The 26,110-nt window shown below is 68.9% G+C and carries 24 protein-coding genes and 2 pseudogenes; 15 read left to right on the top strand and 11 right to left on the bottom strand.

The window, feature by feature from the left end; genetic code table 11:
* Positions 1 to 3 precede the first annotated feature (3 nt).
* A complete protein-coding gene (locus tag SD460_RS45470; RefSeq protein ID WP_290050013.1) occupies positions 4 to 126 on the bottom strand; it encodes a hypothetical protein in 123 nt (40 codons plus the stop codon).
* A gap of 32 nt (positions 127 to 158) precedes the next feature.
* On the opposite strand from SD460_RS45470, the pseudogene SD460_RS45465 reads away from it, so the two are divergent.
* Positions 159 to 964, top strand: a pseudogene (locus SD460_RS45465) (IS5 family transposase).
* Positions 965 to 1,883: 919 nt separating this feature from the next.
* Positions 1,884 to 4,448 (top strand): tetratricopeptide repeat protein, encoded by a 2,565-nt coding sequence (locus SD460_RS45460; protein ID WP_318307747.1) that lies wholly within the window; start codon positions 1,884 to 1,886, stop codon positions 4,446 to 4,448.
* 400 nt (positions 4,449 to 4,848) lie between these two features.
* Here SD460_RS45460 and SD460_RS45455 read toward each other — a convergent pair whose 3' ends face one another.
* On the bottom strand, positions 4,849 to 5,157 hold the full coding sequence (locus SD460_RS45455) for a MafI2 family immunity protein (RefSeq protein WP_290052612.1): 309 nt from the start codon (positions 5,155 to 5,157) through the stop codon (positions 4,849 to 4,851).
* A gap of 2 nt (positions 5,158 to 5,159) precedes the next feature.
* Entirely contained in the window at positions 5,160 to 7,208 is a 2,049-nt protein-coding gene (locus SD460_RS45450) for a polymorphic toxin-type HINT domain-containing protein (protein ID WP_290052610.1), read from the bottom strand.
* Between the two features lie 332 nt (positions 7,209 to 7,540).
* On the opposite strand from SD460_RS45450, the gene SD460_RS45445 reads away from it, so the two are divergent.
* Together SD460_RS45445 and SD460_RS45440 are read left to right on the top strand one after the other, a co-directional pair.
* Entirely contained in the window at positions 7,541 to 7,876 is a 336-nt protein-coding gene (locus tag SD460_RS45445; protein ID WP_290052608.1) for an FG-GAP repeat domain-containing protein, read from the top strand.
* A gap of 228 nt (positions 7,877 to 8,104) precedes the next feature.
* Positions 8,105 to 8,845: a zinc-binding dehydrogenase gene (locus SD460_RS45440; protein ID WP_290052607.1), complete on the top strand. Its 741-nt coding sequence runs from the start codon at positions 8,105 to 8,107 to the stop codon at positions 8,843 to 8,845.
* 184 nt (positions 8,846 to 9,029) lie between these two features.
* Here the strand turns inward: SD460_RS45440 and SD460_RS45435 are convergent, their stop codons facing one another.
* Both SD460_RS45435 and SD460_RS45430 read right to left on the bottom strand, forming a co-directional pair.
* Complete coding sequence (locus tag SD460_RS45435) at positions 9,030 to 9,662, bottom strand: RNA polymerase sigma factor (protein ID WP_290052605.1); 633 nt, start codon at positions 9,660 to 9,662, stop codon at positions 9,030 to 9,032.
* A 6-nt stretch (positions 9,663 to 9,668) separates the two neighbouring features.
* Positions 9,669 to 10,454: a Crp/Fnr family transcriptional regulator gene (locus SD460_RS45430; protein WP_290052603.1), complete on the bottom strand. Its 786-nt coding sequence runs from the start codon at positions 10,452 to 10,454 to the stop codon at positions 9,669 to 9,671.
* Between the two features lie 916 nt (positions 10,455 to 11,370).
* Between SD460_RS45430 and SD460_RS45425 the strand changes: the two genes are divergently transcribed.
* Complete coding sequence (locus SD460_RS45425; protein WP_290052601.1) at positions 11,371 to 12,258, top strand: MEDS domain-containing protein; 888 nt, start codon at positions 11,371 to 11,373, stop codon at positions 12,256 to 12,258.
* 5 nt (positions 12,259 to 12,263) lie between these two features.
* On the opposite strand, the gene SD460_RS45420 is transcribed toward SD460_RS45425, so the two are convergent.
* The 3 genes from SD460_RS45420 to SD460_RS46940 all read right to left on the bottom strand — a co-directional run bounded on the left by SD460_RS45420 (position 12,264) and on the right by SD460_RS46940 (position 13,895).
* The gene (locus SD460_RS45420) at positions 12,264 to 12,968 is read right to left on the bottom strand and encodes a Crp/Fnr family transcriptional regulator (protein WP_290052598.1); all 705 of its coding nucleotides are present in this window, start codon (positions 12,966 to 12,968) and stop codon (positions 12,264 to 12,266) included.
* A 356-nt stretch (positions 12,969 to 13,324) separates the two neighbouring features.
* A complete protein-coding gene (locus SD460_RS45415; protein ID WP_290052596.1) occupies positions 13,325 to 13,525 on the bottom strand; it encodes a hypothetical protein in 201 nt (66 codons plus the stop codon).
* 178 nt (positions 13,526 to 13,703) lie between these two features.
* Complete coding sequence (locus SD460_RS46940) at positions 13,704 to 13,895, bottom strand: hypothetical protein (RefSeq protein WP_369077416.1); 192 nt, start codon at positions 13,893 to 13,895, stop codon at positions 13,704 to 13,706.
* A gap of 76 nt (positions 13,896 to 13,971) precedes the next feature.
* Here SD460_RS46940 and SD460_RS46935 point away from each other — a divergent pair.
* The 3 genes and pseudogenes from SD460_RS46935 to SD460_RS45405 form a co-directional block, all read left to right on the top strand.
* Positions 13,972 to 14,067: pseudogene (locus tag SD460_RS46935) on the top strand (hypothetical protein); the annotation flags it as partial.
* 4 nt (positions 14,068 to 14,071) lie between these two features.
* Positions 14,072 to 14,344, top strand: a complete 273-nt coding sequence (locus tag SD460_RS46930) for a winged helix-turn-helix domain-containing protein (protein WP_354670605.1) — start codon at positions 14,072 to 14,074, stop codon at positions 14,342 to 14,344.
* 197 nt (positions 14,345 to 14,541) lie between these two features.
* Entirely contained in the window at positions 14,542 to 14,823 is a 282-nt protein-coding gene (locus SD460_RS45405; RefSeq protein ID WP_290052591.1) for a hypothetical protein, read from the top strand.
* A 175-nt stretch (positions 14,824 to 14,998) separates the two neighbouring features.
* Here the strand turns inward: SD460_RS45405 and SD460_RS45400 are convergent, their stop codons facing one another.
* Positions 14,999 to 15,586, bottom strand: a complete 588-nt coding sequence (locus SD460_RS45400) for a hypothetical protein (protein WP_290052589.1) — start codon at positions 15,584 to 15,586, stop codon at positions 14,999 to 15,001.
* 395 nt (positions 15,587 to 15,981) lie between these two features.
* On the opposite strand from SD460_RS45400, the gene SD460_RS45395 reads away from it, so the two are divergent.
* Positions 15,982 to 18,915 carry an ATP-binding protein gene (locus tag SD460_RS45395; RefSeq protein ID WP_290052587.1) on the top strand — a complete coding sequence of 978 codons (2,934 nt, stop codon included), beginning with the start codon at positions 15,982 to 15,984 and terminating at the stop codon, positions 18,913 to 18,915.
* Positions 18,916 to 18,931: 16 nt separating this feature from the next.
* On the opposite strand, the gene SD460_RS45390 is transcribed toward SD460_RS45395, so the two are convergent.
* The gene (locus SD460_RS45390) at positions 18,932 to 19,240 is read right to left on the bottom strand and encodes a hypothetical protein (RefSeq protein ID WP_290052585.1); all 309 of its coding nucleotides are present in this window, start codon (positions 19,238 to 19,240) and stop codon (positions 18,932 to 18,934) included.
* A gap of 421 nt (positions 19,241 to 19,661) precedes the next feature.
* Here SD460_RS45390 and SD460_RS45385 point away from each other — a divergent pair, with 421 nt between their 5' ends.
* From SD460_RS45385 to SD460_RS45375, 3 genes are all read left to right on the top strand, one after another.
* Positions 19,662 to 20,120, top strand: coding sequence for a PAS domain-containing protein (locus SD460_RS45385; protein WP_290052583.1), 459 nt, complete (start codon positions 19,662 to 19,664; stop codon positions 20,118 to 20,120).
* A 181-nt stretch (positions 20,121 to 20,301) separates the two neighbouring features.
* The gene (locus tag SD460_RS45380; protein ID WP_318307745.1) at positions 20,302 to 21,132 is read left to right on the top strand and encodes an MEDS domain-containing protein; all 831 of its coding nucleotides are present in this window, start codon (positions 20,302 to 20,304) and stop codon (positions 21,130 to 21,132) included.
* Between the two features lie 198 nt (positions 21,133 to 21,330).
* Entirely contained in the window at positions 21,331 to 22,323 is a 993-nt protein-coding gene (locus SD460_RS45375; protein ID WP_290052581.1) for a helix-turn-helix transcriptional regulator, read from the top strand.
* A gap of 82 nt (positions 22,324 to 22,405) precedes the next feature.
* On the opposite strand, the gene SD460_RS45370 is transcribed toward SD460_RS45375, so the two are convergent.
* A complete protein-coding gene (locus SD460_RS45370) occupies positions 22,406 to 22,786 on the bottom strand; it encodes an STAS domain-containing protein (protein WP_290052580.1) in 381 nt (126 codons plus the stop codon).
* Positions 22,787 to 23,281: 495 nt separating this feature from the next.
* Between SD460_RS45370 and SD460_RS45365 the strand changes: the two genes are divergently transcribed.
* The 3 genes from SD460_RS45365 (at position 23,282) to SD460_RS45355 (ending at position 26,059) form a co-directional block, all read left to right on the top strand.
* On the top strand, positions 23,282 to 23,737 hold the full coding sequence (locus SD460_RS45365) for a DUF4383 domain-containing protein (RefSeq protein ID WP_318307744.1): 456 nt from the start codon (positions 23,282 to 23,284) through the stop codon (positions 23,735 to 23,737).
* A 105-nt stretch (positions 23,738 to 23,842) separates the two neighbouring features.
* Positions 23,843 to 24,529 carry an alpha/beta hydrolase gene (locus SD460_RS45360; RefSeq protein WP_290052578.1) on the top strand — a complete coding sequence of 229 codons (687 nt, stop codon included), beginning with the start codon at positions 23,843 to 23,845 and terminating at the stop codon, positions 24,527 to 24,529.
* Positions 24,530 to 24,601: 72 nt separating this feature from the next.
* Complete coding sequence (locus SD460_RS45355) at positions 24,602 to 26,059, top strand: aminotransferase class I/II-fold pyridoxal phosphate-dependent enzyme (protein ID WP_290052576.1); 1,458 nt, start codon at positions 24,602 to 24,604, stop codon at positions 26,057 to 26,059.
* Positions 26,060 to 26,110: the final 51 nt, after the last annotated feature.

Here is a 26,110-nt window from a genome sequence, read left to right as displayed (position 1 = left end):
CGCTCACCGATACGGCGGCCGCAGCGCGACGTGCAGCAGCAGCCCGATCAGGATGAACGAGAGCGCGGCAAAGATCACCACCAGGTCCAGTTCGTTCCCATCCTCAAGCAGTCCTGCCCAGGGCACTTGGAGCGTGTCTCCCGTGGTGATCAGTCGCGATGATCTTGGCTGTGGTCGATCGGTTGTCGCTGCGGTTGGTGCCGGATGAACTGCGGGCGCCGGCGGAGCCGTTGGTCCCGGTGTTCGTGCCGGGTCCGCAGGGCGGTGCACTGCGCCGGTGGACGCTCGTGCGGTGTTCACCGGCATCGTGTACGTGCTGACCAGCGGATGCGCATGGCGGGATCTGCCGCCCTCGTTCGGGTGCCGTTCCATACCGCGCACCGCCGCTTCAGTCAGTGGACCAAAGCCGGGCTGTGGCGAGGACTGGAGCCGCGCGGTAGTCGATGGTGCCTGCGTCAGGGCCAAAAAAGGGGATCTCTGACCGGCCGCAGTCCGGTCGACCGCGGCAAGCCCGGCTCGAAGATCCACGCCCTGTCCGACCGTGCCGGGCTGCCCCTGCCGGTTGCGGTCTCCGCCGCGAACACGCACGACTCGGCCGCGTTGAAGCCGCTGGTGATGGCGATCCGCTCCCGCCGTGGCCCGCAGCGTCGCAAGCCGGCCAAACTGCACGCCGACAAGGCCTACGACCACCCCGACCTGCGACGCTGGGTCCGCGACCGCGGGCGTCAAGGTTCGCATCGCCCGCATAGGAATCGAAGCCAAGGACAGACTCGGCGAGCACCGCTGGGTGATCGAACGAACTATGGCCTGGTTCACTGGATACCGCCGTCTGACTCTGCGCTGCGAACGCAAAGCCGAGCACTTCCTCGCCTTCCTCGTACTCGGCGCCACGGCGAGTAACGCGCCCAGTGCGATGACGCTGGCAGTCGGCGCGGCAGCTGCACCGGAGGTGGTGACTTCGTGACGGTGGCAAGCGCGGATGCTGCGCGCAGCCGGGCCGTGCAGCGTTCGACCTGCCTACGCACGGTTCCTCGACCTGCCCGGAATGCGATACGTCGCACCGCTCCCGCCGACGGCAGACCAGCTCGAGAACTTCAGAACACAATGCCAGGTCACCGCGGTCGAAGCACTGATGTGGGCACGTAGCTCAGACGATGCATCGACCGGCTGCGAGAAGGAGCTCGGCGACCAGCGCCTCGTCGGCTACCCCGCTGCCGACACCGTGCCGCTCCTGCAAGCCGCGCGATTCGCGGTCAACAAAGGCCTGCACGTCCTCAGCGAATTCACCGAGGTCGCCATGCGTCCCAGCTTCGCTGGCTACGGTATGCGGGCCTTTGGCGGCAGAGGACAGCGTCCCGAGTTCCGCTGGCGCGCAGAGGTACCCCCTGCAACGGGAAGACCCGCGCTCAGGGAAGCTTTCATCGATGTCTGGGCGGGGTGGTCAGCGAGTGAGACCCTCGCCGAGGTTCATGCGTGGGTTCATGGCGGATACGCCGGCAGCTGGGGCAGCCGGAGCGCAGGGACTGCATCGTTGACGAGCGGGTCGCGGCGTCGAACGCATCAGCCACCGCTTCCAGGCCGTCCACCACCGTGTCGGTAATGCCCGCTTCGTCAGCTGCGGGATAGGCGGTAGCGATGTGCAGCTCGATCGAGCGCCAGGGGTCGTCGGGGCTGGATTGCGGTGCACCGTCGGGTGGCGAGCTTGTAGCCGCTGGCATTCGGACCTCGGCGAGTGCCTGACCCGGCTGTGCCGTCGACCCAACTGCAGCTATGGAGTGGACTGGGGTCGGAATGCTCACGGCTCACACACTCGACATTCCCCCATTCGGTTTGGCATGCCGGTTCCTGCGCTCGATCGAGGGCGGCGTCGGGATACTGGATCGGTGAGTCCCCGCCGTGACGTGCCATCCGACGGTGACACGTCCAACCGCGTAGTCGGCGACGTGTCCGGGCGCCTGGTCCAAGTCGGGGTCGTCAAGGGCAACGTGCACGTGCACCAGCAGCCCCACTCCGTCGTGTCCCTGCCGCACCGAGCGGGGGTGGCACCACAGCCGGCCGCGGCATTCCAGGATCGCGCAGAGACGACGCACCTGCTGGTGCAGGCGTTGGAGAGCGGCAACGCCGCGGTGCTGACCGGCCAGCCGCAGGTGCACACCGGAGTGGTTTCAGGATTAGGCGGTGTCGGCAAAACGCAGATCGCGCTGAACTACGCCCAGCGGCTCTGGACCTCCGGTGACCTCGACGTCTGGGCGTGGGTGACCGCCGGGTCGCGGGAAGCGATCGTGTCCAGCTACGCCCGCCTGGCCACCGACCTGACCGGCATCGAAGACACCGACCTCGAGCACGGCGCGCAGCGGCTGCTGGAATGGCTGAGCTCCAGTTCGGCCCGGTGGCTGATCGTGCTCGACGACGTGCAGAACCCCGCCGACCTGCGCGGCCTGTGGCCACCGGCTGCGCCTGGTGGGCGGGTGGTGGTGACCACCCGCCGCCGCGATGCCGCGCTGCGCGGACACGGCCGCCAGCTGGTCGAGGTCGACGTGTTCACCCCGGGAGAGGCGCAGGCGTATCTGCAGGCTGCGCTGGCCGACCAGCCGGATTTAGCCGAGGGCGCGGCTGAGCTGGCGGTCGAGCTGGGGTGCCTGCCGTTGGCCTTGGCCCAGGCCGCCGCGTACATGCTGGACCGGGACCTGTCGTGCACCGCCTACCGGGCGCGGTGGACCAGCCGCCGGCGGAGCCTGGCGTCGCTGCTGCCCGAACCGGACGGGCTGCCCGATGAGCACCGCGCGACCGTGGCCACGACCTGGTCGTTGTCGGTGGAGCAGGCCAACCGGCTGGAACCGGCCGGGATCGCGGGCGCGTTGCTGGAGGTGGCCAGCGTGCTGGACCCCAACGGCATCCCCGCCGCGGTGTTCACCGACCCGCTAGTGACCGGCCTGCTCGCGAGTCATTGCGGGCGTGAGGTCGATGCCGAGCAGGCCCGCGATGGGCTGGGGTGCCTGCACCGGCTCAATCTGATCGCCCTCGACCGGAGCTCGGAAGCGCGAACGGTGCGGGTGCACGCGTTGGTGCAGCGCGCTACCCGCGAAGCCCTGGCAGCCCCACGGCTCGTGGTGGTGGCGTATGCGGCGGCGGGCGCGCTGCTGCACATCTGGCCGGACCTGGAACGCGACGCCGCGCTGGGACAGGTGCTGCGGGCCAACACCGAGATACTGGCCGAGGCGGCCGGCGAGAGCCTTTGGGAACTGGGCGGGCATGCCGTCCTGTTTCGCACGGGTGACAGCCTTGGCGCAATAGGGTTGGTTGCCGAGGCCAGAAGTTACTTTGACCGGCTTCACACCACCGCCGCAGAGCGCCTGGGTCCGGACCATCCCGACACCTTGAGCACCCGCGGCCACCTCGCCCGTTGGCGAGGTGAGGCCGGTGATCCGGTGGGTGCCGTTGCCGCGTTCGAGGAGGTGCTCGCCGACTGCCTACGGGTGTTGGGTCCAGACCATCCTGATACCTTGACCACCCGCGGCAACGTCGCCCGTTGGCGGGGTAAGGCCGGTGATCCGGTGGGTGCCGTTGCCGCGTTCGAGGAGGTGCTCGCCGACTGCCTGCGGGTGTTGGGTCCAGACCATCCCAGCACCTTGATCATCCGCGGTAACTTCGCCCACTGGCGAGGTGAGGTCGGTGATCCGGTGGGTGCCGTTGCCGCGTTCGAGGAGGTGCTCACCGACCGCCTGCGGGTGTTGGGCCCAGACCAGCCCGACACTTTGGCCATCCGCGGTAACCTCGCCTATTGGCGAGGTGAGGTCGGTGATCCGGCTGGCGCTGTGACCGCGTTCGAGTTGCTACTCACCGACATGCTGCGGGTGCTCGGTGCAGACCATCCCGACACTTTGACCACCCGCGGCCGCCTCGCCGACCAGCGAGGTGAGGCCGGTGATCCGGCTGGCGCTGTGACCGCGTTCGAGTTGCTACTCACCGACATGCTGCGGGTGCTCGGTGCAGACCACCCCCAAACCTTGACCGCCCGCGGTAACCTCGCCTATTGGCGAGGTGAGGCCGGTGATCCGGTCGGCGCCGCAGCCGCGTACGAGGAGTTGCTCGCCGACCGCCTGCAGGTGTTGGGTCCAGACCATCCCGACACCTTGAGCACCCGCGGCCACCTCGCCCGTTGGCGAGGTGAGGCCGGTGATCCGATGGGTGCCGTTGCCGCGTTCGAGGAGGTGCTCGCCGACTGCCTACGGGTGTTGGGTCCAGACCATCCTGATACCTTGATCACCTGCGGCCACCACGCTGACTGGCTGGGGCTGGCAGGCGATGCGGCCGGCGCCGCGGCCACCTACAAACAGCTACTCACCGACGTGCTTCGGGTGCTGGGCGCGGAGCATCCCCGCACCGCGGCCGCTCGCCACAACCTTGTCTACTGGCGGATTCGATCGTTTGGAAGTCCGCCTTCATAAGCAGCTCAGTCGATACCCCGTACCGCTCAGATCCTGCCCAGCCAAACGTTCGCTTGTGCCGCTGATCGAGCGCTCACCTCGGAGGCCGACCAGTGCGCGTCTATCCCGTCATCTAGGGGCGCACCGGCGGCTGCCAGGGAGACCCCGTTCACTCTCCTACCTCCATCCAGCGCGCTGCGCGGACACCTCGCACGCCATAGCCGAACGGCTGCACCTGGTGCGGGAAAACCACGTTGCCGATCGTTGTATCACCGACGACGGCTGATCCGGCGGGACAATGTGTACCGGATCCGCGGTGCGAACCGACTAAGGCTGCTGCGATCGAACGTCTGCTCATGCCACTTATCGGTCGTTTGGGAATAAATACAACTTACGCGCCCGAGACGCGGTCCATGTCTGCTCAGTCGAAGCTGGCAGATTTCCTCATGTAAACCATGCGGTACTGACGTCCAGTCCAATGGGAGTCTGGCATTCCCTGATGGATCAACGCCTTGGAAGTCATCGATCCGGGTATGAGGGCGTCGAGTTCGAAGATGATGTCGTCGACGTCCTCCCGCAGTGCGCTCGTGACCTTTTGTACTGCGAAGTGAACGGTGACATGACTATCTTGAAGTTGGATCGAGATGGCGTAAATTTCGGGAGAGATCAAGCCGATCGAGGCCTGGACAAGCTGCAGTACGAGGATATTCTCGCGTTCGAGTTCGGTCATGGTCACGGCTTCCAGTTCGGGTCGATCGGGACTATGCTCACGCTTCTCGTGCCTTTGATCATGAATACGTTTGTCGGTTGGTCCAGGTGGTTGTTCGCCGGGTTGTTATTATATCCGATAACTGTCGGGCAGTGAACGATGATTTGCCCTTTTTCTGGAATTGCACCCAGTATGGTTACTTTATTTGCGTGGTAGGCGTCCAGGACCTTCTGGGCTTCGGTGATGTTCTTGAAGTAGCCACCGTCGGCGTAGAGGGGGTGCCCTTGCAGATGCCGCCCCTGCTTTTGGGCACTGATCTTGGTGCCGATCGGGCACGGCTCGGTGTTGTGCACCAATGCCGGCGTGTCGCCGGCCAGTACGTAGAAGGTGTGGGTGCCCGCGACGCTGAGGTTGTGGACAGTCTGTTTCGCTCGGTAGGCGCGGTTGGCGGTGACGTGGATCGAGTCGCTGGGGGAGGGGCCGGTCAGGGGTTCGCCGGGGAAAAGGTTTGCGGCGTCGACCCAGGAGCGACGGGCGGGATCCCAGAACGGGTGGTTACCGGTCGCCGTGAGAGTGCCGGTGCGTCGGCCGTCGGAGATGGTGAGCTCATCGAGGGTCTTCTGTCCGGTGCCGGTGATCAGGGCTGCGACGGATTCGGTGCTGGTGTGACCGGTGGCGGGATCGGCGGTGCGAACCTGGTCCCCGGCGACGATTTTCTCGATCGGGCGGGTGCTGCCGTCGGCGAGCAGGACGCGGGTGCCTGACGTGAAGCTGTTGGGCGCAGGACAGGCGTCGCGTTCCTGCTGTTGCTGAGTGAGCAGCTGGTCCACTTCGACTTGGGCGAGAGCCAGAGCGTCGATTTCGGCGTCAGCGAAGTCCGACCACCTCAAGGTGACGCGGCCGCCGCTGGCATTGGCCTGAGCTTGCGCGCGCTGCGCGTACTCCGCCTCGACCGCGGCGAACACAGGGCCGGCTTCCAGGTCATTACACGACAACTGGCCGGTGGTGCTGTCGCCGATGATCGGGATCGTGGTCGGAGGGCTGACGCAGCCACCTGCTGGACGCCCGTCGATGGTCACGTTGGTCACGGTCAGCTTGGCGGTGACCTGGCCGCCTGTGACGCGGCCCTTGGCCTTGGCGCTCACGTTTGCTTGGTATGACTCGGTGACGAGGCAGCCTGCTGCACTGCAGGTGAACGTGCCGGCTGCGGTGAGGGCGAAAGTGATACCGCTGTCGACGGCGTTCGCCAGGCCTTTGGTGTCCTCGGCGAGGGTGTCGTACATCTGGTCGGCCTGGTCGTCCTCGAGCACGGACAGGTCCATGCCCTGCGATTCCTTGCCGAGCGACTCCATGCCCGGCCGCGCGGACGGCAGGTCTGGAAGGGTCGGTTGTCCGGTCAGCTCGGGGAGACGGGACGGGGACAACATGCCCTGCGGTTCGAGCCGTAACACGCGATGTGGCGCGTCTCTGGCCACGTATAGCGAGCCGGCCGAAGTCTCTGCGCGCAGCGCGGGCACCCCGGCGACGGAGAGCGCAGGCAGGCCGGGATCGGCCGGTGACGGCAGGTCCCGGACATCGGCCAGTGCGGTAGTGAGTGTGGCGGCCAGCTCCTGGGGAGGCGGGAACTCCTTGATCAAATCGCCGTACATGTATTCGTCGCCGGGGTCGCCGGTCTTCCACTTGCTCAGGCGTCCGGAGTTGTCTCGCTGGAACTTGGTGTAGAGCTTGCCGCCGACCCGGAGCACTCCCTGGTCGAGCTGCTCCAGGCCTGGGCTACCGGTAACGCCGAATTGCTCTCCGAACCGGGTCGTGGTGATGTCCCGTTTCGCGCCGTAGATCGCCCGATCTGTGTACTGAACGCCCTCTGCTGTCGCCAGTCTGGCCAAAGCCTGGTCGAACGGCGTCCGGTCCTTCGGAGGCGAGGGCCAGGCCAGCCAGGTCGCCAGCCCGGCAACGAGCACCACGACCAGGCTGATGGCCCCGAGCAAAGCCGGCTTGCGGTGTTTCCGAAGCAAGCCCACTCCTGGCGAGCGCCCGGTACGCGGATGCTGCAGGGACCCCGGCTCGGTCATGACTCCTCCAACGACGGCATGGCGGATCAAACGCACCCAACGTAGGGACCTCCGATGAAATCTCGATGACACCCGGAGCGTCGCTCGGATGGCCTACCCGAGCCACCGGAGTGATCGACTCTGTGTGTTTGCTGAGGTGCACCTGACACTCCACTGCGTTGTCCCGCGCGCCGGGCTGTTGCTTGTCGCCTTGAACGGGTCGCCTGGTTCGCCATTCCTGCTGCCGCAGGGTTCATCGTGGAATGGGTACCTCATGGTGGGGAAAACACATTGCGGCACGCCGGCATGTGCCACTGTTGCGCCGCGCTACGCCGGTGAGAGGTGTGACGCCAATGCGCTGGAAGACATGGCGGATCGGCGTCGTAGTCACGGTTTTCGCTGCGGTGGCGATCCAGCCGGGCGCGGCCGTGGCCGCTTCACCGGCTCCCCGGGAGCCGGCCAGCACAGCCGCAGCGGACTACACCCAGCGGTCCTCGGCTCGGTCACGGGACCTCACCGGTGACGGGCTTCCCGATATCCTGACCCGGCAGCCCGGACTGGACAGCGGTGCTCTGTGGGGCTATCCGAACTCCGGCACCCTGAATGGAACGAAGACGCTGGCGCCGCGGGTCGAGATCGGGCGAGGCTGGAACATCTACAACGGTCGGCGCCGCGGAAATCACCGGTGACACCCAGGACCCGGAAACGGTGCCGGAGATGCCCGCGGACGTCTTGGCCAGCCGCGCCTCCGATCGGGCGCTGCTGGTGTACCCGACAGCGGACCTCAACGACAATCTCTGGCTCTACCCCCACACCCGCGTCTTCAACGGCACGAGCACGTTCGGCGCCCGGGCGCCTGCTTCGGCTACTCCCACGCCCTGGGCGGCCTGGCCGGCAGCCACGCCGAGTACATCCGGGTGCCCTTCGCCGACCACGGCAGCTTCCCGGTACCCGAGGGCCTGGACGACGACTTGGCCGCCGTGTTCGCCTCCGACGCCGGCCCGACCGGGTGGATGGGCGCCGACCTCGGCGGGGTCAAGCCGGGTGACGTCGTCGCGGTGTGGGGGGCGGGGGCCGTCGGGCAGGTCGCCGCGCGCGCCTCGGCGCTGCTCGGCGCCGAGCGGGTGATCGTCATCGATCGCATTCCCGAACGGCTGCGCCAGGCTCGTGAGCACATGGGGGCCGAAACCCTCGACTACACCAAGACCGACGTCGGCGCCGAGCTGCGCGAGCTCAGCGGCGGCCGCGGACCCGACGTGTGCATTGAGGCCGTGGGGATGGAGGCCCACAGCCCCGGCCCCGAGTACGCCTACGACCAGATCAAGCAGCAGCTGCGGCTGCAGAGCGACCGGCCCGCCGCCCTGCGCGAGGCCATTCACGCGTGCCGCAAGGGCGGATCGGTCTTCTGCCTGGGCGTGTTCGCCGGTGTGGTGGACAAGTTCCCGCTCGGGGCGCTGATGAACAAGGGGCTGGTCTTCCGCGGCGCCCAGCAGCACGGGCAGCGCTACATCCCCGAGCTGCTCGACCGGATCGCCGGCGGCGACCTGCCGACCCGGCACTTCGCCACCCACCCGATGACACTGGACGAGGGACCGAAGGGCTACGAGATGTTCAAGCACAAGCAGGACGGGTGCGTGCGACCGGTCTTCCGGTTCTGACCGGACGCCACCGGCCCCGGCGCCGAGCCCGCCCCTGGCGACCGACCGGCCTCCCCGCGAAGCGGGGAACACCACGGTCGGCCGCGATCGGCGCCGGATCGGAGGAGGTGCGCATCCGGTAGACCGCGGCGACGTGGTAGCCGGCCGGACGGTCACCGGGGGTGGACGCACCGGCAACCGGTGATCAGCGCGGGCCGGCCGTGCTGCCGGAGTGCGCCTGGTGCTGGGCGGCAAGCCGGTGAAGGGCGTCGCGCAGGTTGTTGCGGGCACGGTAGGCGAGGGCGGCGAGCTGATTCGGCGTCTTGTTGAGCGCCATGGCCACGACGGACGGCTGGACGCCGTCGACAGCGGTCAGCAGCAGCACCAGTCTGTGCCGGGCCGACAGTTCGCCGAACGCCTGTACCAGCAGGCTTTGCCGATCGGCGGCCGCTTGCCGGTCGCCGAGGCCGTCCAGGCCGTCCAGGCCGTCCGGGCCGGTCAGGCCGGTGAGCACCGCGCCGTCTGCCAGGTACTCCCGTTCGCGTTTCTTGATGTGTGAGACGGCACACGACCGCACCGTGTGCCGGAGGTAGGTCTTGAACCCGTCGGTACCGGGTCCGAGACCGCGCTGGATCAGTGCGAGTATCCGGGCGAACGCCTCGGCGGTGATGTCTTCGGCATCCGCGTTGTTGTACGTGAACTGCCTCGCGTAGGCGCGTGCGGACGCGAAGTGGCGTAGATACATCTCACCACAGTCCGGCGGATGACCGGGATGGTTCGCGACGTCGATTCCGTGGGTGGTGGCCGGGCGTCGATCAGTGCTCGCTGGGTCGGTCATCTCCGGTCAGCTCCTCTCGTGGGTGTGGAGCGCGACGGCGGCGTCAGGTGTGTGGTGCGTGGACGGCCATCGGTCGGCCGTCGCTGCGGCTCTGAGGAGCGACTCGTCGAGAATCCGGATCCGGCGGTACTGGAGCCGAACGGCGTTCCGGTCGCTCAGCGCCTTCAGCGCCCGGTTGAGACTGGGGCGTGAAACACCGGCCATGGCAGCGAGCGCGGACTGGGAAATCACCAGGACGCCGTTGCGTTGCTCCAAGAGCAGCATGCGCGCGGTGCGCTGCTCGACGTCGCCTTCCAGCACTGTGGCGAGCCGTCCCGACGTGGTGACCAGGCGGTCGGCCAAGCCGGACATCAGGTGCGGTGCGGCGCCGGGGCGGGACAGGAAAGCGTTGAGCAGGGGGTCGGGTGGAAGGAACAAGTACGAAACGTGACTCGCCGTGCGAGCGAGCCGCGGAGCCGTTCTTCCGCTGAGCAGTTCTTCGAGTCCCAGTACGCCTCCGCGGCAGAGCGTCTGCGTCACCACGTCGCGAGGGCCCGTCACCAGTTCGACGATGCCGTCCTGGATGAACGCGACACCATCGGGCCGGTGGTCGCGCCGGCACAGCACCGTGCGCGGCGGGCAGTGAACGGGAACGAGCTCTTGCGCGAGGCTGTCGAGCAGATCGTCCTGGGCGCCGAAGTCGGGTGGATCGCCCGGCAAGAGGCAATCGAGCGCGAATCTCGCGTTGCGGCGAGCGGAGTAGGGGGGTGCTCCGGCCGAATCGGAGGCTGGGCAGTCATCGATGTGCGTCATGGTTTCTCACTGGTGCGGTCGTCGAATACTGGACTTCGCGTAGCGCTGTCCCCGCGGATCGGTAACGTGCAGCCGGCCAGGCGTCGCGGGCTCCGTGCGGCTACCCCCGGAACTGACCGGCCAGACACCCTTGCCGGAGCATCACTCGGCTGGTCGAGTAAACCGTCAGGCAGATGACTTTTCAAAGAGCAAAAAGCAGGTTCGGGTCTTCTCGCGCGTGTTCGCGGAACCGGTAACGGTCAAATTCGAACAAACTTTACACCTGCCCGGGTGGTACATCTTCGCAACGCTCTTCGCTGGGTGGTCACCGGTGGCGCGTGCGGTAGTGTTCCTCGCGTCGGAGGACGTGCTTGGCAAATAGGGATGAGACGGGGCTTTGGTCCTGTGGCGCGGTCCTGAAAGCGCGACCATGTGCGAGACCCGATGAATTCATCGGGTCGTACAAAGCGAGTGAGGAATAGACGATGAACCTTTTGGTGAAGGGTATGACCGTGGTCGGGATTTCCGTTCCGCTGCTGGCGGCGGGGTGGGGCGTGGCGTCCGCGCAGAGCGGTGGTGGGCCGGGCTGCGCCTCCTACCAGGCTGGTTCGGTCGCAGCCGGGCCGGACGGGGCCACCGCGACCACGACCGGCACCGGCGTCGGTGGGTGTTCAGGGGATGGTGGGAGCGGCCGCGGTCCGGGCTGTGCCCACTACCAGGCCTGGCAAGTCAGCGCCGGCCCGAACGGGGCCGTCGGGAAGCTGGTGACCTCAAGCACCGGACAGTGTGCCGTCGCCTGAGGGAACCGCTGAGGGCAGGTGCCGGCCGGTCGGCACCTGCCCCGTCCACACCAGGGTGTGCAGAACCCCGCTCGTACCCCGTCGCCCGTCGCCCTGGCGAAGGACGAGCGCACGTTAACGGAAAGGTCTGACGAGGGATGACAGGTCCGCTGGACGTCCACCGGTCGAAGCCGAACACCGGCGGGGGTGCCGTCCGGTACCAGCACGCCGGTGCCGTGTTCGGTACCGAGGCGGAGTACCGCAGCTTGCTCTATTTCTTCATCACCGCCGGTGTCCAGCTCGGCGAGCGCATCTGTTGCCTGGTACCGGGCGGGGAACGGTTGCGGGCGCTCGACCGGCTCGCGGCGGCGGGGCTGAACGTCGGTCGCTTGACCGGCCGAGGTCAGCTGCTGGTCATGTCGGTCCGTGACCACCACGTCCGGCTGCCTCTCGGCGAACCGGGGGGAATGCTCGCCTGGCTCGCCCGGTACGCCGACAACACGAGAGCCGAAGGGTTCTCCGGACTCCGGATCATGGTGGAAGCCAACTGGATCCGGGAGAACCTGCGCCCGCCCGACGCCGATGGGTTCGAGGCGTACATCGACCGGCTGACCGGTGACCGGCCGGGTGCGTTCCTTTGCGCCTACGATCGGCGCCGGTGCGGTACGGAGGCGCACCTCTGGGCGGCGGCGCACCGTGACCGGATCGATCCCGCACTGTCCTATCGCGACGAAAGCCTGCAGATCGTGCCCGTCGGCAGCGGAATTCGCGTCATCGGCCGAGTCGACATGCGGAACCGGGCGGTGTTCACCCGGGTGTTGACGGCCGCGGTCGACCGCGCTTTGAGCACTCGGACCGATGTGCAGCTCCACGTCCACCACTTGAGCGATCCCGACGGGCCGGCGGTCGCCGCTCTCGCTCGGACGGCCCGTCAGCTCAGCGCGATCGGTCTCAGTCTCGTCTTGCGGGCGCCGTCGACCAGCCTGCTCCGCATCGCGAGCGTGCTGTGGGACGAGTTGCCGGCCGGGCTGATGATCCTGCCCTGACCTGGTCAGCGCAGGTCCGTGGCGGGGTCGACGATCGAGGGTATCCGTGCCGCCGACTCGAGACCGTCGTGGTCGAGGATCAGAATCCTCCGGTAGCGGAGTTCGATGAAGCCGGCATCCCGGAGACTTCCCAGCGCCACGTTGAGCCCCGGCCGTGACACGCCCAGGAGATTGGCGAGAGTCACCTGCGGCAAGGGCACAACGCCCTCTCGCTCTTCGGCCAGGAGAATCCGCGCCGCTTTGGTGCTCAGGTCGTCGGCCAGCACGGCCGCCAGGTGATCCCACGCCCGTACCAGCCGGCGGGTCAGACCGGCGACCACCAGTTCCATGAACGATGGTTGCCGGCGCAGTTGCGGGAACTTCGTGACGGGCAGGAGCAGCGCGGTGACCGCGGTGCGCGCGCGGACCGCATATGGAAGTGATTGCCCGTCCAGGAGCTGGACCAGGCCGAACGCCTCGCCGCGGCACACCGTCTGCAGGACCAGATGATCGTGTTCGTTCGCCATGGTCAGTTCGACGGTTCCGGCTTGGATGATCCAGATGCCGGAGCACCAGCCGTCCAGGTTGCACAGTTCGTCGCCGGCGGAGATCTTCTGCTGGATGAGGTTTTCGGCGAGCAAGGCGAGCAGGCCGGCCTCGGCGTCCGCGCTGTAACCCGGACGCCCGGCGATGCTGTCCGCCGCGAACCGGACCCTGGCGAGTTCCGGCACCGAAAGTGGCCTGATCGGCCGTGGGGGTGCGCCCACCTGGGGACTCGGTCCGGTCATCGTTCCTTCTCGGTTCACGGTCGCGCAGCGGTGCCGAAGTCCCCGCTGATGAGCGAGGCGTGTCGAACGGCGGCATTCGCGCTGTTGTCGACGGCGGTAACCGGCGATCATCCGTGGTGCGGGACTATATGGCGGAGGACGAGCGGTTGTCCAGTGTTCAATAAACGAAAGCGCGATTCCGGTAGTCCTGGTCGGCTCCACCGGTCTCGCTGCCGCCGCCTTCCCGGACGCGCCGGACGGCGAGTGATCGCGCGAGGTCGTTTCTGTTGTCTTCGGACAACTGTTTCCGGTGCGCATGGTCAGCGCAGCGCGATCGTGGCGATCAACGTGGCCGTCGTCGCCAGGCCGCCCAGGAGCAGTCCCGCGCACAGCACTTCGAGGGCGAGCCGCGCCAGGCTGTTCGATCTGTGCAGCCGGTGCCGAGGGACGGTGTTCCGTGGTTTCGTGGACCATCGAGAGCGAGCGAAGCCCGCTCGGTGGAGCGCGCGGTGGGTCATCATGATTCCCATCTGGGATTTCGGCACCCGAGAAAGCCCCTTTACCCTTCCTGGCACTCGTTAATCGGCGCAGGAATCGATTGTGCGCCGGCACTCGTGCAGATGCTGTCGAATTGAACAGTCGGGACACTCGTTCGCGTTGCGGCACTGCCGTCCTGCGCTTCTGTGGAATACCTTGTGATCACGTGGTGGCGAAGTTCGCGCTGCCACGGACGGTGGATGCCCCGACATCGCCGCCGGCCGGTAGGCCGCCGCACGCCGCCGGCGGCCTACCGTTGCCGTTGCCGTTGCCGTTGCCGTTGCCGTTGCCGTTGCCGTTGCCGTTGCCGTTGCCGTTCCGGCGGCCGCGGACCCTGGAGTCGTGAACCAGCAATGATCCGAACGGTGTTCGTCGACGGTCGCTCGTCGACGTCGTGCTGGTGGACTTCGGATTGCCCGGCGTGGACGGTGTGACCCTCTGCCGGGCCGTCCGGCGCCGGAGCGAAGCGCCGATCGTCGTCATCCTGCACCGGCCGACCGTCGCGGAAGCCGTGGCGGCTCTCGGCGCCGGTGCCGATCAGTGCGTGGTGGAACCGTTGGCGGCGGCGGAGTTCGCCGCGAGCATCCGGGCCTTGCTCCGGCGAGCTTGCCGCGGCAGCGCCCGTAGCGGTGAGCCGCAGCGAGCTCATCCGCCGTGTGTGGGGGTTCTCGCGCTCGGCGGACACCAGGCTGCTCGACATCCACGTGTGCCGGCTCCGCAACAAAATCGAACCCGACCCTCGGCGGCCCCGTCTGGTCCGGACCGTGCGAGGCGTCGGGTATCAGGCCGTTCCCGCGTGGTGACGCCGGGCGGGAAGCCGCTGGTTCGCCGTGCCCGCAACCGCGAAAAGCGAACAATTCAGTACCCTGATCGAATCACTTGTCGATCTTGTCCGTCCTATCGCGCATATCCGCTGCCGGTTCGGCTATCTGCACGTCGTCCCTCCGGAACTCCTGGCGGGACGTTCGCAACGACAAGAAGAACGAGAAAGGAACTCACCATGCGGAAGACTTTGCGGCTCGGCGTCGCGGGTGCTGCCTTGGCGGCGCCCCTCATCCTGGGTGTGGCCGGAGTCGCGTCGGCGGAGACCGGTGGCGCGACCGTTCCCTGCGCCGGTTACCACGAGTCGAACGTCCAGGCGGGACCGGACGGGGCCGGCGGAACCGAGGTGAACAGCAGCGTCGGCTGCGACGGCACCGAAAACGTCGACGGCGGCACCGACGGCGGCACCAGCGACAGCGACGGTGGCGGTCTCCTGGACTCGGTTTTCGGCCTGCTGTGAAACAACCGTTCATGATGTTCTGGTGATCGGTTCCGGCCGCCGAGGTCGATAGCCGATCGCTCCGCCGGTAGGTCACCAGGAGCGTCTGGTGACCTACCGGTGTCGGCCGGCGCTGGGCGCGCCCGGTACTTCGCCGAAGTAGGGCGAGAACGCCTGCTTCCAAAATCCGGGCTGGTCAGCCGGGCAGTACTCGCCATCCGGTGTACACCGTGGGTGCGACGGTCGTGCCCGGAGCAGAACTTGTGCGGGAGCAGTTCTCGCCCGGGGTGGAGCTCCAGGACTCGTAGGTGTTCAAGGTGTAGTTCACGTTGTACGCCTCGACGCCGTACTGGCCGATCACCCGGCCGTGCGCGGGAACGGATGCGCTGGCCGAGACACCGGTCGTGGTCGTCGTGCTCGTCGTGATGCTCGCGCTGACGGTGGTGGTCAGTTTCTCCAACAGGGTGTAGCTGACGCCGACGGTGACGGTGAGGCTGTAGGTCCTCGACACCGAGGAGGTGAAGGTGGCCGTGGCCACGGTGTCCGTGCCGTTGCCGACCGAGCGCTCCTCGGCCACCAGGAAGGTGGGCTGTGACGAGTTCACCACGTACTCGTCCGCCGCCCAGTAGCTCAGATTCCATTCGGGCCAGCTGTACTGGATCCACTTCAGCCCGGGCGGGCAGCTCGTGTCGCCGGCCTGGGCCGCCGCCGACGTGCCCGCGGTCAGTGCCGAGACCAGGGCGGCCAGTACCGCCCCGGCCGCTGCCCGGGATCTCCAGCGCACCAAGCGGCGCGTGCCGCTCCTGGGCCCCGCATGATGATCGGTCATCGTGTCTCCTCGTCGAAGAACGGAACTCTCAGGAACGCGCCGATCATCGGAGAGGCGGCGGCCGGGAGGTGCCGGGACCGGACGGCGGCGGCCGTGGCACGGGTCTCAGCCGGCTGCGGGGGGCGGTGGTGTCCGGCGTGCCGGACGCCACCGGACAGCCGGACACCTGCGGAGGTAGCGAGGCACGGCTCTCCGCGGGGACGGATGAGGGTTGTGAGGTGCTCGATTCCGTTATCCTCGGCACGTTCCGGCGCATGCTCTGTGTGATTGCTCTGTGCGGTGCCCCGGCGCGGGTGGGTGTCCGCGCCGAACAAGAGCAAAGAGGGGGAAGGCGCGTGGCGGAGGCGGACATGTCCGGCGTGCTCCTGCGGGAGTTGTGCCGTGATCTGCGCTTGCTGTGGACCCAGGCGGGCGGGCCGAGCCTGCGCGTCCTCGGCCCGCAGGTGGGGCTGGGCAAGACCCAGGTGGGCGCCATCCTCAGCGGTGACGTCCGGCGGCTGCCGGACTGGGACGTGGTGCGGGGACTGCTCGAGGGCTTCCAGCGGTTCGCACACGCCCACGGACGGACGGCTCAGCTGTCTTTGCACACGGGTGTGGACCAGTACTGGCGGCCTCGCTACACCGTCGTGGAACACGCTTTCCGGCAACGCGGGCGGCGTCCCGCCGAGGCGCGGGCGGCCGGTGCTCCGGCCGGTACGCGCCGGCTGCCCGGTCCGGTGCCCGTCCCCGCCGAGCTGCCCCACGCCGTCGCCGGCTTCAGCGGCCGAACGACCGAACTCGCCGCGCTGGACGCCCTCGTGCCGCCGGGTGGTCACGGGCAGCCCGCGCCGGCCGTGGTGATCTCCGCGATCGGCGGCAGCGCCGGCGTCGGCAAGACCGCCCTGGCGGTGCACTGGGCTCACCGGGTGCGCGAGCGCTTCCCGGACGGCCAGTTGTTCGTGGATCTGCGTGGCTTCGACCGCCACCGAGCACCGATGGTCCCGGAGACCGCGCTGGGCCACCTGCTGCGCGGCCTCGGCGTTGCGCCCACGGAGATCCCCGCTGACCTGGACGGGCTGACGCGCGCCTACCGTTCCCGCGTGGCCGATCGGCGGCTGTTGGTGGTGCTGGACAACGCGGTCTCCGCCGAGCAGGTGCGCCCCTTGCTACCCGGCAGCCCGTCCTGTCACACCCTCGTCACCAGCCGGAAGCGCCTGGGCGGCCTCGTCGCCCGCGACGGGGCCGTCCCCTTGACCGTGGACGTCCTCGATCCCGGTGAAGCCGATGCGCTGCTGGCGGCGCTCCTCGGCCGGGAGCGGGTCGGCGCCGAACCCGGCGCGGCCGCGGAACTGGTCCTCTTGTGCGGATGCCTGCCGCTGGCGCTGAGGGTGGCCGCGGCCTGCCTCCTGCTCAGTCCCGGTCGCCGCATCGCCGACCTCGTGGCCGAGCTCGCGGAAGGGGACCGGCTGGCCGCGCTGGAGCTCGACGACGACCCCTCCTGCGCTCCGCGCTCCGCGTTCGCCCTGTCGTACCGGGCGCTGGACGAGGGGGCGCGACAGCTGTTCCGCCGGCTGAGCCTGATACCCGGCCCGGACTTCACCTCCCCGGCCGCGGCCGCGCTGCTGGGGGTGGCCCAACCGCGGGCCCGGCTGCTGCTGGAGACCCTGGCCACCGCCCACCTGGTCGAGAACCACCTCCCCGGCCGCTACCGCTTCCACGACCTGCTGCACGAGTACGCCCGCGAACGGGCCAGGCACGAGGAGACGCCGGCCGAGCGCGCGGAAGCGTTCCAGCGCCTGGCCGCGTGGTACCTGCGCACGGCCCGGGCCGCGGCAGGACCGTGGTTGTTCCCGGATTCACCGCCGGAACCCGGCAACCCGGCCGAAGCACCGTCCGAACCGGCCGCGGATGGGCGAACAGCCGACGCCACCGCGGTGGACGACCCCACGCCACACGATCGGGAGGCGACCGGGCCGCACGACCTCGAACAGCTGGAAGGCGAGCGCGCGAACCTGCTCGCCGCCATCGATCACGCCGCCCGCCACGACTGCCGTGCGTTCTCCTGGCACCTCACCGACGCGATGTACCGGTACTTCTGGTTCTGCCTGCCCCGGTCGGTGTGGCAGACCGCCGCACGCACCGCCCTGGACGCCGCCGCCGCGGAGGGCGACCGACGTGGTCAGGCCGCCATGCACACGGCCCTCGGCCTGGCGTCCTGGGACATGGCCCGGTACCAGGAATCGCGAGACCACTACGCCCGGTCGCTGGAGCTGAGCCGGGAGGCGGACTGGCCCACCGGCGAGGGCTGGGCCCACGGTGGCCTGGGCCTGTGGAGCTGGAGCACCGGGCGGCTGGACGAGGCCCTGCGGCACTACACCGTCATGCTGCGCATCACCCGTACGCACCGCGACGCTCCCGCCGAGTCGACCGTCCTGGCCGCCATCGGCAAGGTCTACCGGGACATGGGCAGGCTGGCCGAGGCAGCCGGCCTGCTGGAACTGGCGCTGCGGATGAACCCGCGCTTCGAATGGCGCCGGGAGCCCCCGACGCTGCCGCGCCAGGCCCTCGGCGTGGTCCGTTGGGAAATGGGCCTGCTGCGGGAAGGCCTGGAAGTCCTCGAACGGGCGCTGACGGCCGAGGCCCCGGCAGGATCGCGGGTCGGCCACGCGATGACACTGGCGACCATCGCGATGATCCAGCGGGACCTCGGGAACCACCACATCGCACTGGAACTCGGGGAACGCGCCGACGAACTCATCGACGCCACCGGACGGCTCTCGGTCCGTGCCACCATCGTCAACGGACTCGCCGCGGCCCACCACGGGTTGGGTGAGGACCAGCGGGCGGCCGACCTCCAGCACCACGCGGTGCTGCTGGCCCGGCAGTCGGGCTACACCCGTGTCCAGGCCGACACCCTCCTCGGTCTCGCCGCCGTCCTGCGCGCACAGCACCGCCACACCGAGGCCCGCGCGCATGCCGCCCAAGCGCTCGATCTGGCCCGGCGCAGCGGATTCCGGGTCGTGGAAGGACAGGCCCTGACCGAGCTCGCCGAGATCGCCGCAGCCGAGGGCGAACATCCCAGGGCGCTCACCCACGCCCGCGAGGCACTGACCAGTCACGGCCACACCGGCCACCGCCTGGGCGAGGCCCGCGCCCTGGCCGTGTGCGGCCGAGCCCTGCACGCCCTCGGCGACTCCGCCGCCCGGCCCGTTCAGGACCGGGCCCTGGCCCTCTTCGCCGACACCGGCGCACCGGCACCCGATGACCTGCGCACCGCCATGGCCGATCACGTCGATCACCAGTAGAGCGCGGACCTCGCGTTCAGCCGGCAGCGGCGATCATTTCGAGGGCGGACGAAAACTCGATGGACAGATGCACTTGGTGGCCGTCGACGATCTCCATCGGCGTTGCCGCGGGGAACAGCGCGCAGAGCTTGCCGACAAGACCGTCCGGCAGGGACTTGAACTGGTGATAGGCGACGAGGTCGACGGGCGTTGCATCGCCGGCGAGTTTCGTGTGCCCGGGCAGGAGCAACTGGAAACCGTCCTCGATCTCGATCGGTCCGGTCATGTCCGGATCGGTCGTGACCAGAACTTCCGTCGGCACCCCGTACATGCCGAACGTCTCCATGGCTCGGGGTCGACGGCCGCACTAGTTCTGGCTGTCAGCGCGGATCCTGAGTCGTGCCGGCAGCTGCACTTGTTGTGTGAGCAGCTCTCGTAGGTCGGCCGAGCCCTCGATTCACGTCGCCGACGGTCACCGTGGTCGCGGTGTCCGGAGCGTCGCAGCTCGGTCGGCTAAACGCCTTGCACCGGCATCCGGGCGAGCGCCGCCTGGGTGGACAGATGGCCCCCGGTACTTCTACGGCTGGTCGTCAGGATCGCTGCCACGCGGCCGCGGTCGCCTGCGTCGGTTCGGCGGTCCTTCGTCCGATTGTTCACTGTTCAGGCGCGGCTTGCTGATCGGTACGGCGAGCGTCGGCCGGTATGCCGCTCGCGGTGAGTGCTGGTAGACCATGAGTGTCCGGGGGCGAGTGGCACGGAGGACGTCGATGGCAGCGGAGCAGGAGGGCGAGGACGCGATCCTCGACCGGCAGATCGGCGAGCCGCGGCTGGTGCGTCAGGTGTTCGACCAGATGCCCGTGCTGGTGCTGGGTCTCGACGGACCGGACATGCGGCTCGCCGCGGCCAGTGCGGCCTACCGGGCGTACGCGGGCCGGTCGGAGGTGATCGGGCTGCCGATCCGCGAAGTGTTCGCCGACCTCGAAGAGCAGCAGATCATGCAGATCTTCGAACGCGTCTACGCCACCGGCGAGCCGGTCGACATCCGGGAAATGCGGGCCGAGAACGGCACCGAGCTGCGGCTGCTCGCCCCGCGCGGCACGACGGCGGACATGGTGCTGTCACTGGTCGAGCTCGACCACCTCACGAACGACCCCGACTACCCCGAGACCGCGAGCAGCCACGAGCGGTTCGGCCCGGACGATCCGCCTGCCCAGGACGGGGCTTGACGACGTCTCACGGCCCAGCCGTCCTCCGGCCCGGAACCTGGCGCTGTCGGATGAGGGCCGACGCCGTGGTTCGTTTTCTGTCCCGGACCGCTTCGTTCGGTGTGGTGCGGGCGGCAGTTCGAGCGGGGCACGGTGGTGATTCGAAGTCCGGTTCGACGGTTCGCCGCGGGAGGTCCGGGCGATGGGAATGGATGCCGAGCAGTCCACGTGCGACAGTCCGCCGGCGATGTCCCCCGAGGGGCATTCGATGCTCGTCTACTCCTCGCCACGGGTCGAGCGAGATCGGACCGGAGCGTGGATCGGCGCGGCCCTCGATCGGGGCTTTCGGGTCCTTTACAAGCACACCGGCCCAGTCCGGCCCATGGCCGAGCTCCTCGGATCCGCCGAGCTCGATCCTGACGGTGTCGCACTGGTCGACGCGGCGGAGGTGCGTGCCGATACCGGCGGGCATCCCGCTGTCCTGCGCGCGTGGCACGAAGACCGGCTCGGGCGCGCTCGCGCCGACGGCTACGCGGGACTGGCGCTGGCCTGTGACGGACCCGCGCTGCGGGTGATCGCCCCGGAGCGGGCGGCCAGGATGGCGCACGAACGCGATCTGACCGAGCTGGCGGACGCGACGGCGGTGGCCGTGCTGTGCCGCTACCACCTCGCCACCGAGACGGGCGACGACCTCGACGCGCTGCTTCGGATCCATGCGCCGGAGGTCGAAGACGTCGTCTTCGCCGCCTACCGGCACCCGGACCGGCTGGTCTTGACCGGAGACATCGACCGCAGCAACGCCGCCCGCTTCGCCGCCGTGCTGAGCGCGGCTATCCAGGCGGGCGTTCGCGAGGTCGACGTCGCGGAGCTAGGGATTTTCTCGGCGGCCGGGCTGCACGCGTTGGCGGTGGTCACGGAGCCGCTCAGCCGGCGTGGAGAGCAGGTGCGTTTCCGCGGCGCCGGGGCGCTGATCCAGCGCGGGCTGCACGTGTCCGGATTGCTCGCCTCCCGCTCTGTCGCCTTGGAAAGCTGACGGGAAGAGATCGCTGAGTTGGCGAGCTCGTCACCGAATTTCCAGCGCCGCGGACTCCGTTCCGGCTGACGCGCGGCTGCACTGGTGATGCGCTCGCCATACCTTGACAAAGGTGTGCGCGAGAGGAAAATGCTTCGTTTCACCGGCCCTCGGCCGGTACCCCACCACGGCGGATCGAGGCTCGGAAGGGGACGGAACGTGGCCGAGCAACCAGCGACGGAACCCGACAGCGGCCGGCAGCGTTTCCAGTTCGCCACCACCGATCCGGACGAGGCGCAGGACTTCATCGGCCAGATGTACCGCGCCCAACCCCCGAAGGCGGGCCGGCTGGCCCGGGTATCGCCGGTGTCCATCTCCCAGGTCAGCGCGGGCGGACTGAGCTACGTGGACTTCACCATGCCCCCGGACCTGACCTTGCACCTCGACGGCACCGACGACCTTTCGGTGACCACGCTCGTCACCGGTGGCACACAAGCGGAACTGGGCAAGAACACCGAACGCTATGTCCCCGGTGACGCGTTCCTGGGCAGCTTCCCGCACGGGGACTACCAGGTCCGCTGCCTCGACTTCCGGGCCACGATCCTCACCGTGCCCGCCCACGCCCTCTCCGAAGCCGTCGGGACGCTCCCCGGCCGGCCCCCGCCCGACCTGAGGTTCGACACTTTGCGTCCGGTCTCCCCGGCCGCCGCGGAGCTCTGGAAGCGCACCGCCGCCTACGCGCGTGATCTGCTGGAGAACGAGCTGGCCGCCGCCAGCCCGCTGATCATGGGCAGCGCCGCCCGGCACCTGGCCGCCACCATCTTCGAAGTCTTCCCCGCCGGCGTCCCGAAACACCCCACCGGTCAGGACAGCCGCGACGCCCGCCCCGACACCCTCCGCCGCGCCATCGCGTTCATCGACGACAACGCCCACACCGACATCACGGTCGCCGACATCGCCACCGCCGCGTTCGTCACCCCCCGCGCCGTCCAGCTCGCCTTCCGCCGTCACCTCGACACGACCCCGATGGCCTACCTGCGCCGGGTTCGCCTCGACCGCGCCCACCACGAACTGCTCGCCGCGGACCGGGCGCACGACTCGGTCACCGCCACCGCCTACCGGTGGGGGTTCTCCAACCCGGGCCGGTTCGCCACCGGTTACAGGCATGCTTATGGAGTGCCACCCAGCCAAACCTTGGACCACGACGGCTAGGTCCCGGATAGCCGGTCGCCGATTGTGTCTCGGTGTGAAGGCGTTTGCCGAGCCGACGATCGAGTACCCGGAGCGGCCTGTCTTACGTACGGCGGGGCTGGTCGCGGATCCATGTGCGAGCCTGGGCGACGCTGCCGGTGATCGTGACGACCTCGGTGAGGCGCCCGATGCTCAGTGCGCGCAGCACGTTCGCGGAGGCGGTGGCGACCGCGAACGGGATGTCCAGGTCGAAGGTGAGGGTGGCGGCTTCGGCGACGACCTGCAGTCCGGCTGAGGCGCAGAAGGAGACGTCGAGTTCGAGGATGAGCCCGCGGGGGCGGCGTTCGAGCTGCTCGTGCAGTTGGGTGCGCAGGGCTGGTGCGTTGACCATGTCCAGTTCACCGGTGATCATGACGACGACGGCTTCGCCGGTGTCGAGCACTGCGATGCCGTCGTCTCCTGGCCGAGGCGGGGAAGCCGACACGGGAAAACGGTAGCGTTGATCGGACGGGGCCGCTCGTCATGACCCGTTCAGTGCGAGTCGTGCGCCCACCGAGCGGGTTGCGGCTCGGCGAGCCGAGCATGATCAGCCGCTCGTTGCCCCGCCGAAGAAGCCGGGAACCAGCACCACTCCACGGCCCCGCCCGGTGTGGCGGGCGCTGCGCCACACCGGATGCCGCAGCAGGTGAGGGAGTCGCCGCGGAACCGCTTGACGGGGTTGGTACGCCAGTGGAGCAAACGTAACCCGCCGCGGGCGCGGATGACGGTCCGGTAGTTCTCCGAATGCCGTGCGCATCGGTTTGTTGTCGCTTTGGCCGGGTATGCGAGCGGTTCGGCGATCCGAACCGATGCAAAGGAGGTCACCGATGTCGGGGCAGATCGGTGTTCTCGGTGCTGCGTCAGAGGTGCTCACGCCACCCGGCCGGCCACCGGACGTCAGCTTCGCTGCCGTTCACCGAACCGACCAGAAGGGCTCGCCATGACCAGTACCCGCGCCACCACTTCGACCCGTTCTCCCACGCAGCTCGTCGCCGCCGTCGTCGCAGTCGTGTTCCTGCTGGTCGGGCTCGCCGGGTTCGTCCCCGGCCTGACGACGAACTACGACCAGCTCACCTTCGCCGGCCACGACTCGATGGCCATGCTGCTCGGGTTGTTCATGGTGTCGGTCCTGCACAACATCGTGCACCTGCTCTTCGGCGTCGCCGGGCTCGCCCTGGCCCGGACCGCGCGCGGTGCGCGCGGCTTCCTGATCGGCGGCGGGGTGATCTACCTCGTGCTGTGGCTGTACGGACTGCTGGTCGACCACAGTTCGGCTGCCAACTTCGTCCCGGTCAACACCGCCGACGACTGGCTGCACCTCGGCCTCGGTGTCGGCATGATCGCTCTCGGCCTGATCACCGCCGCCACTCGGCCTCGGACCTCGCCGCGCGCCTGACCCACAGGCAGACGTGACGGCCGCATACCGTGCGGGCGCGGCGCGCTCCCGAACCCCGCGCCCGCACGGCCACCCAGACGGCACAATTCATCGAGGACGTATCGGATGCAGGTCTCCGCCCGTCTCCTTCCCACGCGCATTCCGCGGTCCGCCACCGCAGCCGTCGTGGTGCTGCACGGCGGTGGCAGTCGCGGCGGCGCGATGCCGGTGAGCCCGACGCAGCTGTCGGTCGTACGGATGATCCCGATCGCGCACCGGGTCGCCCACGCCGGCCGCGGACGCCTGGCGGTGTGGCGCCTGCTGAACTCGGTACGCGGCTGGGACGGCAAGCACACGCCGGTCGACGACGTGCGCTGGGCCTTGGACCGGATCCGGGAACAGGTGCCGTCCGGTACCCCGATCGGCCTGATCGGACACTCCCTCGGCGGACGAGCGGCGATCCTGAGCGCCGGCGCCGACGATGTGCGCAGCGTCGTCGCACTGGCTCCGTGGGTCCATCCGCAAGACGGTGACGTCGACGCGCCCGGTCGCAAGGTTCTCTTCGTGCACGGCTCGGCCGATCGCGTGGCCAGCCCGCAGCGGGCACACGCCGCAGCCGAACGTCTCGCGCACACCGCACAGGTCGGTGTCATCCAGGTGCGCAACGGCGGCCATGCGATGCTACGACGCCATCGGACCTTCGACGGGCTGGCCGCCGACTTCGCAGTCGCGACCCTGCTCGGCAAAGCTGCGGCTGATCCGCGCGGTCCGCTGGGACGAATCCTGGGCGGCGCGGCCTCCGCGGTTGCTTGAGCTCGTCGGCTTCCAGGCTCGGGCCGCTTCGATCGAGGTGTCGTGCCCGTGGAAGCGGGTAACCGGCTCAGCATGGACCAGAGCAAAGCCCCGGTACTGGACGCGTTGCGGGATTACCGCGACGCGGGTTTCGTGCCGTTCAACGCGCCCGGTCACAAGCAGGGCCGCGGCGTCGACCAGCGGGTGCTGAACGTCGTCGGCGCGGACGTGTTCGCCTCCGACGTCATCGCGCTCAACGGCCTCGACGACCGGCTGATGCGCCACGGTGTCCTCGCCGAAGCGCAGAAGCTGATGGCCGACGCCGTCGGCGCCGACCACACGTTCTTCTCCACCTGCGGCAGCTCCCTGTCGGTCAAGAGCGCGGTCCTCGCCGTCGCCGGCCCGCACGAGAAGCTGCTGATCCCGCGGCACGTCCACAAGTCGGTCGTTTCGGGGCTGATCGTGAGCGGGGTCGAACCGGTCTGGGTCCGGCCGCGCTGGGACGCCGAGCAGCGCATGACCCATCCGCCCGGCCCCCGCGAATACCTCGAAGCCTACGAGCGTGCTCCGGACGTCAAGGGCGCGCTCATGGTGACGCCCACCGATTACGGCACCTGCGGCGACATCCGAGCGGTGGCCGATGCCTGCCACGAGCGCGGGATTCCGCTGATCGTCGACGAAGCGTGGGGCGCGCACCTGCCGTTCCACGACGACCTGCCGCCGTGGGGCATGTTCGCCGGCGCGGACGTGTGCGTGACGAGCGTGCACAAGATGGGTGCGGCGGTGGAGCAGAGCTCGGTGTTCCACCTGCAGGGTGATCTCGTCGACCCGAACGTGCTCAAGGCGCGGGAAGACCTGCTGGGCACGACCAGTCCGAGCTCGCTGGTGTACGCGGCCTTGGACGGCTGGCGGCGACAGATGGCCGAGCAGGGCCGCGAGCTGCTGACCGCCGCGCTCGAGCTCGTCGGTTCGGTGCGGGCCCGGCTGACCGGGATGGGCCTGACGGTGCTGCACGACGAGTTCCTCGGCCCGGAGCTGGCGGCGTCGGTCGACCCGTTCAAGGTGGTCGTCGACCTGCGGCCGCTGGGGATCAGCGGCTACCAGGCCGCGGATTGGCTGAGGGACCACCGGAAGGTCACCGTCGGTTTGTCCGACCACCGCCGGATCGTGGCGCTGTTCAACCATTCCGACGACGAGCAGACCGCGGAGGTCTTGATCAGCGCGCTGGACGCACTGCTCGAAGCCGCACCGGAATTCCCGGCACCCCCGGTGATCGAGATTCCGCCGCCGGAGGAGTTCGAGCTGCGTACTGCGATGCTTCCGCGTGACGCTTTCTTCGGCCGCGTCGAGCAGGTTCCCGTGGACGAAGCGCCGGGCCGGGTCGCCGCCGAGATGATCACGCCGTACCCGCCGGGCGCGCCGGCCGTTCTGCCCGGCGAAGTGCTGACCAAGCCGATCCTCGACTACCTGCGCAGCGGGCTGGACGCCGGAATGGAACTGCCCGACCCGGCCGACTCCGAACTGAAAACCGTCCGGGTGGTCGCCGAGTAGAGCAGGGGATCCGCCCGGACGCCACGCGGTATCGGCCATCCCCCGTCCTCG

This window comes from Amycolatopsis solani, assembly GCF_033441515.1.
In the GTDB taxonomy this organism is placed as follows: domain Bacteria; phylum Actinomycetota; class Actinomycetes; order Mycobacteriales; family Pseudonocardiaceae; genus Amycolatopsis; species Amycolatopsis solani.
This window is presented reverse-complemented; position numbering and strand designations above follow the sequence as displayed.